The organism is Bradyrhizobium sp. 197, from assembly GCF_023073375.1.
Classification (GTDB): domain Bacteria; phylum Pseudomonadota; class Alphaproteobacteria; order Rhizobiales; family Xanthobacteraceae; genus Bradyrhizobium.
Map to the genome: position 1 here is coordinate 1 of NZ_JADPJJ010000103.1, position 9,007 is coordinate 9,007.

General features: G+C 56.2%; 7 protein-coding genes and 1 pseudogene. 2 read left to right on the top strand and 6 right to left on the bottom strand.

Annotation, left to right across the window (positions count from 1 at the left end; genetic code table 11):
* Positions 1-613 precede the first annotated feature (613 nt).
* From IVB27_RS25060 to IVB27_RS25080, 5 genes are all read right to left on the bottom strand, one after another.
* Positions 614-2,389 (bottom strand): ABC transporter permease subunit, encoded by a 1,776-nt coding sequence (locus IVB27_RS25060; RefSeq protein ID WP_247445838.1) that lies wholly within the window; start codon positions 2,387-2,389, stop codon positions 614-616.
* Positions 2,390-2,402: 13 nt separating this feature from the next.
* On the bottom strand, positions 2,403-3,485 hold the full coding sequence (locus IVB27_RS25065) for an ABC transporter ATP-binding protein (protein ID WP_247445845.1): 1,083 nt from the start codon (positions 3,483-3,485) through the stop codon (positions 2,403-2,405).
* A gap of 201 nt (positions 3,486-3,686) precedes the next feature.
* Positions 3,687-4,793: an ABC transporter substrate-binding protein gene (locus tag IVB27_RS25070; protein ID WP_247445839.1), complete on the bottom strand. Its 1,107-nt coding sequence runs from the start codon at positions 4,791-4,793 to the stop codon at positions 3,687-3,689.
* 333 nt (positions 4,794-5,126) lie between these two features.
* A complete protein-coding gene (gene kbl / locus IVB27_RS25075) occupies positions 5,127-6,314 on the bottom strand; it encodes a glycine C-acetyltransferase (RefSeq protein ID WP_247445840.1) in 1,188 nt (395 codons plus the stop codon).
* 212 nt (positions 6,315-6,526) lie between these two features.
* Entirely contained in the window at positions 6,527-7,474 is a 948-nt protein-coding gene (locus tag IVB27_RS25080; RefSeq protein WP_247445842.1) for an aminotransferase class IV, read from the bottom strand.
* A 959-nt stretch (positions 7,475-8,433) separates the two neighbouring features.
* Here IVB27_RS25080 and IVB27_RS25085 point away from each other — a divergent pair.
* Both IVB27_RS25085 and IVB27_RS25090 read left to right on the top strand, forming a co-directional pair.
* On the top strand, positions 8,434-8,604 hold the full coding sequence (locus tag IVB27_RS25085; RefSeq protein ID WP_247445843.1) for a hypothetical protein: 171 nt from the start codon (positions 8,434-8,436) through the stop codon (positions 8,602-8,604).
* On the top strand, positions 8,594-8,842 hold the full coding sequence (locus tag IVB27_RS25090) for a recombinase family protein (RefSeq protein WP_247445844.1): 249 nt from the start codon (positions 8,594-8,596) through the stop codon (positions 8,840-8,842). Before IVB27_RS25085 ends, IVB27_RS25090 begins: the two co-directional genes overlap by 11 nt.
* Here IVB27_RS25090 and IVB27_RS43685 read toward each other — a convergent pair.
* Positions 8,761-9,007, bottom strand: a pseudogene (locus tag IVB27_RS43685) (hypothetical protein); the annotation flags it as partial. The gene IVB27_RS25090 and the pseudogene IVB27_RS43685 overlap by 82 nt on opposite strands.

Here is a 9,007-nt window from a genome sequence, read left to right on the forward strand (position 1 = left end):
CTCGTATTCCGCCCTTGGGAAAGGAACACCAGTAAATGGAATCACTGAGCTTATCTGGTTCATATAGTTCTCCATGGAGGGTCTAGAGACGCACACCTGCTTTTGCGTTCGTCTCATGTCAGGACCGATGACCGAGAATACCCCGGCGCGATCGCACTCGTCTCTGGAATGCGCTAACTCCGGACCCGCCTACAGTACCGACTTGCAAAGCTGATTATTTCTCCATGCCGTCTTGCTGTGCCGAAATTCTGCGTATGACGGGAAAGTCCGACGCTTTCCTGATGGCGATCGACGATGCGAGCGTACTCGCAGTAGATCACAACAGATTATCCGGAGCGGCTGTGAAGCTGTGAAAGATCATCGATGCGTTGCAGCCTCGAAACCGTGGAGTACGCATTGATCGGCAGTTCGCGTCGTCGAGCACGATCTAGCTCGCGACAACGCCTGAGCCGAGCACTGATGAAGCTGCCTCACAAGTCGAGTGAGGCGGCCAGCAATAGCGATCCTTCTTGCCAGATGCTGGTGGGTACATCGGCCTCGCACCGCGCCGAAAATTCCTGCGAAACCGATTTGCAACTCAGCCTCGGATGCAATTCAACCTGTTTCAAGTCGCTCAAGTCGGTACGCTCGCAAGAGTACGCTGACGTTCCGGTCTCGATCTCCACCATGTCATGTAGATAGCAAACAACCAGAGAACGGGTAGAAGGACCAGCATCGACGCCACGGCGGCGATCGTCGGGTCTATCGCGTGGCGGATATTTTCCCACATTTTCAGCGGCAATGTACGGATAGAGAAGCCACTGACAAGCGAGGATATAACCACCTCATCGAAGGAGTGGATGAAGGCGAATACGGTGCCCCCGATGATACCCGGCATGATGAGTGGCAGCGTCACCCTTCTGGCGGTCTGAAGCGGCCCGGCGCGCATGCTCATCGCAGCCTGCTCGAGTCGCCGGTCAAAATTCGCGAGGGTAGCCGAGACGATCACGACAACATACCCAATTGCACCGATGCTGTGCGCCAAGACAATTCCGGTTTTCGAGCCAATCAGCCCAACGTTCAGGAGGCCGAGATACGTCGCGATAGCCACGACTATGCTAGGAAACGTGATAGGCATGAGGATCATCATGGTGAGGGAACTCCGCAGACGTGCAAATGTGCGGTTGAGGCCATAAGCCGCGAGCGTCCCGACGAAAGTCGAGAGGAGAGCGACCGCTACGCCGATTTGAACACTAGTCCAGGCAGCGTCGGTCCACGATGGATCACCAAAGAAAGAGCGATACCACTGCAGAGAAAATCCCGAGGGTGGGAACTCTAGAAAAGCCCCTGAACTGAAAGACATGATAATAACTACGACGCTCGGAGCCAGTAAATAGAACATGACACTTGCGACGAATATCGCGCCGGCAAAGTTCCAGCGCGAGTCATTTCGACCCGGCTGATAGAGGTGAGCAGCCCAACGGTTCGCCCGATGAGAAGTAGCAAGCTGGATGAAACATCTTTTCAGCGCAGCAAATGAGGACGGCCACCTGGGACTCGTTCGCCTTGGTCGTTCGGTGCCTTTCTGCTTGCCGGAAAGATCGAGACCAAACAGGGAGAGCACGATTGCCGCAACACTCAGGAGGACAAAAGAAGAGGCTGCGATCTGTGCCAAGTTAAAGGAACTCGCAACTTGCGCTGCAATGAAAGTCGACAGCATTGCATCGCGCAATCCTCCTAAAGCAGCGGGAGTGATGTAGAAGCCTAGACAAAGAACAAAAATCAAGAGAGTTCCGCTGCGGAGGCCTGGCAGAGTGAGGGGGAAGAAGACGCGCCAAAATGCCACGAGAGGCCGCGCCCCCATGCTACGCGCGGCTGCCACGAGGGACCTGTCAATGCCAACCATCACACTAACTAACGGAAGAATCATCATCGGCAGCATGATGTGTACCATTCCGATGTAGACAGCAAACCGACTGTAGAGGAGCGGCAGGGGATTAGAAATCAGGCCGAAATTGAGCAGCGCATTATTGATCAAGCCGCGATCGCCAAGAATTACGATCCATGCATAGGTCCGGACCAACAGGCTGGTCAGATAAGGGATGACAACGAACACAAGAAGCGCGGTGCGCAGACGCTTCGGAGAGGCCGCAATCACGTATGCCGTGGGATAGCCAAAGAGAACGCAGAGCGCAGTCGCCACGATGCTCATTTCGATGGTCTGGAAGAGAACTCGTACATTCGCCGGCTGTCCAAGGAATGCCTGATAATTGCCGACAGAAAAGGCCGGCGCATTAACGCTGGTCAGGAACAGCCGAACAATCGGCATTCCAAATACGACGAGCAGGATCGTTAGCGCTGGTACAGCGAGGCAGACAGGCGTGCGGGGGAAGTGTTGAAATGTCTTCATGTATCCGTCGACCTCATGGTGTAACAAATCGGATGTCCGACCGCAGCCAATCGAGCCGCACCTCGCTGCCCGGTAGGAATGTGGGCTTTCCCGACGCAACGTGCTCACGCACAACAAGGACATCGTTGCCGACGCACACTTGGTATTTGCGCACGGCGCCTGCATAGATCATGTCATTGACGGTTCCGCTGACAGACTGGCGCTCCTCCGAATCCACACGCTTTGCTCCTGTGGAAGGGCCGATGCGGATGCGCTCCGGCCGAATCATGGCAACGGCTCCGGCCGAGGGGATCGGGCCGGATTCGACGTCGAAAGTTGAGTTCTCGAGGATGTTCGCCTCGCCCAGAAAAGTGGCAACGAACCGGGTCGCCGGGCGATCGTAAAGGGCTTCGGGTGTGTCGACTTGCTCAATGCGTCCGGCGCGCATGACCACGACACGATCCGATAATGTCAACGCCTCCTCCTGATCGTGTGTGACGCAAACCGTGGTAATACCAAATTCCTTGTGCAAGCTCTTGATCTCGCCTTGCATCTGCTCGCGCAGATTGCGGTCGAGTGCGCCCAACGGCTCATCGAGCAACAGAATCGGAGGATCGGCAATCAACGCACGGGCAAGCGCCACACGCTGCTGCTGACCGCCACTTAGTTGCGACGGCATGCGCCCGTCGAAACCGGAAAGGTGAACGCGCTCCAGAATTTGGTCGACTCGTTTGGTTCTCTCGCCGACCTTCATGCCGCGCATTTCAAGCGGAAATTCTAGATTACGCCGTACCGTGAGATGTGGAAATAGTGCATAGCTCTGAAAGACGATACCTTGGTCGCGCCTATAGGAAGGCACCGATGCAACGGATCTTCCTGCGATCCGTATATCGCCTTCGTTGGGTGACTCAAACCCGGCAAGTAGCATCAGAGTAGTAGTCTTCCCAGATCCGCTCGGACCGAGAATGGTAAGAAATTCGCCGCTACTAACGGTCAACGATAGAGCCCTCACCGCAGCAACCGATCCATACAACTTTGTAACGTTGCAAAATTCGATCTGTGCGCGACTGCAGTCATCTGCAAACCGCTGATCCTTTGGAAGCGCCAAGGTAGCCATATCATGCGCATTCATAGCTGACGCCCAGAACCATTAGAGTAAATTCGACAATCCGCGTCGACTGCCCTAGCCAACTCTTAGGAGGGGCACGCTCATAGGTGGCCGACTGCGGGTCCTGTGCACGCATCGCGAGGTACTCCGATGCAAGCCACATCCTTGAGCCGCGGAGCGACCATCGTGGGGCAACCGAGCGAGCGGTCACTACTGAAGGATCCATTCGTTCCAGCGCTGGATGAGCCGCTCAGTATTCGATCGGCCATCTGATCCTTTTTCAGCGTACCATTGCGTATTGATTGGAATGCTGCTCGTTATGTAGTCAGGATGGCTAGCGAGTTTGCGACCAACATTCTCCGGCAACAGCTTAAAGGCATTGCGATTGCTCGGCCCATAGGAGACGCGCTTAGCGAACGCCGCCTGGCGCGCGGCCCGTGTGGCGAACTCGATAAATCGCTGTGCGTTCTGCGCGTTTGGACTCCCCTTCGGGATCGCCCAGTAGTTCCAGGCCAACTTGGCTTGGTTGCGATTGATTTCTACCGGTGCGCCCTTATCAATCAATAAACTCGCGCGGCCGTCGAACGAGTTCCCGAGGCCGGCCACCTTATCATGCATAATCTGCTGGATTTCGGACCCACTCACCCACCATTTGCGAATGTGAGGCCTGATCCTGTCCAAGCTCGCAAAGATGCGGTCGATATCCAGGGGGTAAAGCTGGTCGCCCGCGACACCATCCGCCAGGAGCGCCTCCTCCCAAGGACCGGACGAACCGCCTTGCCCAGACATAAGGACGCGAGTTGCGGGAAATTGTTTGACATCCCAGAAGTCGGCCCAAGAAGTCGGTCGCGGCTTGTTTGCCGGAAACTTCTCAGTATTGTAGACCATAACATAAGAGTAAATGAGCGCAGCAACACCGTACGGCTGCTTGGCGAACTCTACGATACCGTTTAACTCGTCCCTGCTGAAGATAGAATAGTCAATATCCTGCAAGATACCTTTTGCGGCTATAGTAGTCGCGGTGCCCTGAGTTAGCTCGACTACGTCGACGGTGACATTCTTCGTGGTTACCATCAGCTCGAGCTGCGCCGTGTTGACGTCATCGGTGATCGGAATTACCTTGATTCCGGTCTCCTCTTGAAACGGTTTAACGTAAGCTTCGATGTTAGCCCTCCCATAATCACCCCCGCCGACGGTTACTCGGACCTCATCTGAAGCCTTTTCCGCTGAGCGACCCGCCACAGAAAACAGCGCGCCCGTGGTTAAAGCGGCGGAGCTCGCCTGCAGGAGACGCCTGCGATTGACCAGTAGATTCATTCACTTCCCTCCCACACTTTTGGATTAATCGACGAAGCGGCTCTTTTTCGATATCATCATAATCTCCGCCCGAAGCCGAATTTCACCGAAAGCGGGACATTAGGGGTCGACTTCCTCCATAAGGAGTAACATTGCGAGGTTTTAAAGCGCTAAAGGCCTGGCAGGCAAAGTGAGCCGCACACCCGACTGACGCCACGAGCGTAGGTCTGCCGGCCGGCCCCCCATCTTAGTCGGGTGTTTAGTCCGCCCGGCTGTCCAACCCCTTCAAACAGTATACTGCTTCCGCCGACAGCGGAGCCGCAGCCCTAGTTGAGGAAGGGCTTTAATCCCAACTCAGATAACCTCCAATTCTCTGCCTACCTCAGTGAACGCGTCAATCGCACGGTCGATATCCGTTGCCGAATGTGCCGCTGACATCTGCGTTCGGATTCGCGCCCGCCCCTTCGGGACTACCGGGAAAGAGAAGCTGATCACATAGACGCCGCGTTGAAGCAATTTTTCCGACATCTGTTGCGCGAGCATCGCATCACCTAACATGACCGGGATGATTGGATGGTCCGCGCCTGCGAGCGCGAACCCAGCCTTGCTCATCTTCGAGCGAAATCGTTCTGAATTGGCCGACAATTGTTCCCGCGAAGCGTTGCTACGCTGGATGATATCGAGCGCCTTCAAGGACGCCCCGGCGATCGCCGGCATCAAAGTATTGGAGAACAAATATGGCCGCGAACGCTGGCGCAGCCACTCGATTACCTCGCGCTTTCCTGACGTGTATCCGCCCGACGCTCCACCCAAAGCCTTGCCTAACGTTCCTGTCAGGATGTCGACGCGGCCCTCGACACCGCAATGTTCGGGCGAGCCACGACCATGCCGCCCCAGAACGCCGACGGCGTGGCTGTCGTCCACCATGACCATAGCGCAATACTTATCCGCTAGATCACACACACCGCGGAGATCGGCGATAATGCCGTCCATGGAAAACACACCATCGGTCGCGATGAGTTTGAAGCGTCTGTCTTCCGCCCTCTTCAATTCCTCTTCCAGCGAGACCATATCATTATTTGCGTAACGGAATCGCTTTGCTTTCGAGAGTCGGACACCGTCGATGATCGAGGCATGGTTGAGCTCGTCGGAAATAACAGCGTCTTCGTCCCCTATCAGGGTCTCGAACAGCCCGGCATTAGCGTCGAAGCAGGAGGAATAGAGGATCGTATCTTCTGTGCCAAGAAAAGATGAAATGCGATTCTCGAGTAGCTTGTGCTCTTCTTGCGTGCCGCAGATAAAGCGCACTGATGCCATGCCATAGCCATAGCGGTCGATCGCTTCCTTGGCTGCCTCTCGCATTTCCTTGTCATCTGCGAGCCCCAGATAATTGTTGGCACACAAGTTAAGCACATTGCCGCCATCCACGACCTGAATCTGCGCCGCCTGCATCGAGGTGATGACGCGTTCCCTCTTATAGAGGCCGGCAGACTTCAACCGTGCTAGCTCACCATTGAGATGAGCAATTATGGAGTCATTCATCGCTAATGCCGTGCAATATTGCTACGCTAGGACGGACATGTCGGGAGCTAGTACACCGTTGCCCCAGATTGAGGTCCTCGCTCAATTTGATGCGGCGAGAAGTGACCTGTGCAAATCGAGGCACTCACCTGAAGCGGATGAGCGCCGGCCATCCCGCGCGAATTCACCGCAAGGGCATTCAACACCTTGCGCCGGTGAAGCCCGGATCTCTATCAAGGATAAAGGACAGTTGTCGACCAAGCCGGATCATCATGCTTGTGCCAGTAAAGGTCCATCAGCCGGCGCGTTACGGACCCGACCTGACCGGAAGCGACAGGAGCGCCATCCACGCTGGTCACAGGCATAATGCCGCCGGCTGTCGACGTGATAAACACCTCGTCAGCAGCCCTGAGTTCGCTAGGACTGAGGTCGGCAGCGGCGATCGAAAAGCCGAGTTGCGCGCAGAGATCGAATACAGTCCGGCGCGTGATACCCGGTAGGACTCCGAACTCCGGTGTCTTCAACGCCCCACTTTTGACAACGAACACATTGAAGCCGGGTCCTTCGGCGACATTACCGTTGGTATCCAAGATCAGCGCTGTTTCGGCTCCCCTGTCGTAGGCATCGAACAGACCTTTAACAAGGTCAAGCCAATGATAGTTCTTGATCGCAGGATCGACTGATGTGGGCGGGATGCGAACAGTATCACTGATGGCTACGCGCAAGCCCCGCTGCAACTGTTGTTTGTTCGCAACCGATCCAAACGGAATTGCAAACGCGATGAACTGGTTCTCAGCTTGGCGGGGATCTCGACTGAATGTCGGCGATGACCCGCGCGTGCAGATCATCTCCACATAAGCCGACTTATGGCCGGACAACGCGACACAATTGCTAAGGATGGATACCAGCTTCTCACGGTCGTAAGGAACCTTCATCCGAAGACGCTCGATTCCCGCGAAGAAGCGATCGATGTGCAAATCCAACCGGAAGAACCTGCCGTTCCAGACGTGCACCGTATCATAGGTCGCATCGGAGTGCAGCAAACCCCAATCGAGTACTGAGATCTTAGCTTCCGACATCGGTAGGTATTGTCCATCCATAAAGGTGACCCCGTCCGGATATCGCCGACAATCGGTGTGACGCTTATTGATGGTCGGAAGCGCAGATGAGAGTGTTGTCATCGTGGGGTCACTTACGGCAAGATGGAGCAAGATGGGAAAGAAATAAATGCTTCTCGATTAGCGCTGTGTCGGGACATGTTGCCTGTCGTGTTGTTAAGGTTGGCCATGACGGTCGAGGTGATCACCATCATCCTAGCAGTCTCGAAAAGTCGCATTTCTCTAATGTAAGGCCTCGTATGGACGAAATTCCTCACCTGGATCGGACAAAGCGACGCTTTCGTTCACGAGCACGCCACGCTTGTTGCCAATGCGATATGCATTTAACGAGCTAAAGCAGCACCCCGCCGGGAATAGCCGCGCTGAGTGCAAAGTCATCTTCAAACGTCAGCATGGTGGTAGGAGCCCCTCGGTTCATCCAGCAATGGGGAGAGTCCCGGTGACATTTGAGCCCATCGGGCCCGGTGGAGCAAGGTGGCGTGGCGAGGAGCCCTCGGCATAGCGCAGCTACCGCCCGTTGCTCCCCCAGGATCGCTGCGGTTGGCGTGTTCGGTCGGTGTGAGTTGCCCAGCGCACTGCGCGGCCGGGCGTCGTTGTACAACAAGGTTTGAGAACGCCCACAGGACCGTTCTTCGCGAGGTTCTTTATCGATATCATCCGTGGTTTGGTCGCCGAGTTTGCGTTCATGGGGCCATCGACGAGGCCGGTGATATCGTTTTTCGCTGCACGCTGGACGGGTCGCAAGCAGATCGTTGGATTGAAGTACCGGCATGGATGTTCGACCGGACGGTACGCCCTGACCCCGAGCGTTTGGCAGCTCGGCCATTTGTCAGCATAACCGCACTTGCAGTGCTTTCTGCGCTTCTCGATCTGGCGTTGATGGATCGAAAGCCATCAGCTGCCCTGCTTTCTGGCGCATCCAGAGCCTCTCACGACCAGAATCGGGGAGAGACCCATGTCGGCAGACGGCAATGCCAGGGAGCGGATACCGACACAATCGACAACCGCGGCCGCAGCAGCAGATGGATCTGTTCGGGAGCGGCCTGTCGAACGGCGCCATCGGCGCACCCGCATTGTCGGAGCTGCCGGCGGAAGCCCGGGCGGCCCTCACGAGCCTGATGACGCAGTTGATCCTCGACCATGCTGCGATGACAGCAATGCCGCCCGCGAAGGAGGTCGATCATGATCTCTGACAAGGTCAGGCCTCATCATCTGGAGCGCAAGGCGATTCTTTACGTTCGCCAATCCTCGGCACATCAGGTGCTGCACAATCGCGAGAGCAGTGCGTTGCAATACGCCATGCGGGACCGGCTCACGGCGCTCGGGTGGACAGAGGTTGAAGTGATCGATCATGATCTCGGTCGTTCAGCCGCCGGCGGCGTACAACGCGCCGGTTTCGAGCGAATGGTAGCGGAGGTTTGCCTTCGGTAAGGTTGGTGCGGTTTGCGCCCGGGAGGTCTCGCGCTTCGCTCGCAACAGCCGGGACTGGCAGCAACTCGCAGATACACCTCCTCGTACTTGACGCTGCGCCACAACCGCTCGACGAACACGTTGTCCCGCCAAGCCCCTTTGCCGTCCATGCTGATGGCGATGCCG

Coding starts and splice junctions, on each gene's coding strand:
- IVB27_RS25080 (WP_247445842.1), bottom strand. CDS start 7,474: ATGACAACACTCTCATCTGCGCTTCCGACCATCAATAAGCGTCACACC.
- IVB27_RS25070 (WP_247445839.1), bottom strand. CDS start 4,793: ATGAATCTACTGGTCAATCGCAGGCGTCTCCTGCAGGCGAGCTCCGCC.
- IVB27_RS25085 (WP_247445843.1), top strand. CDS start 8,434: ATGGATCTGTTCGGGAGCGGCCTGTCGAACGGCGCCATCGGCGCACCC.
- IVB27_RS25090 (WP_247445844.1), top strand. CDS start 8,594: ATGATCTCTGACAAGGTCAGGCCTCATCATCTGGAGCGCAAGGCGATT.
- IVB27_RS25060 (WP_247445838.1), bottom strand. CDS start 2,389: ATGAAGACATTTCAACACTTCCCCCGCACGCCTGTCTGCCTCGCTGTA.
- kbl (WP_247445840.1), bottom strand. CDS start 6,314: ATGAATGACTCCATAATTGCTCATCTCAATGGTGAGCTAGCACGGTTG.
- IVB27_RS25065 (WP_247445845.1), bottom strand. CDS start 3,485: ATGGCTACCTTGGCGCTTCCAAAGGATCAGCGGTTTGCAGATGACTGC.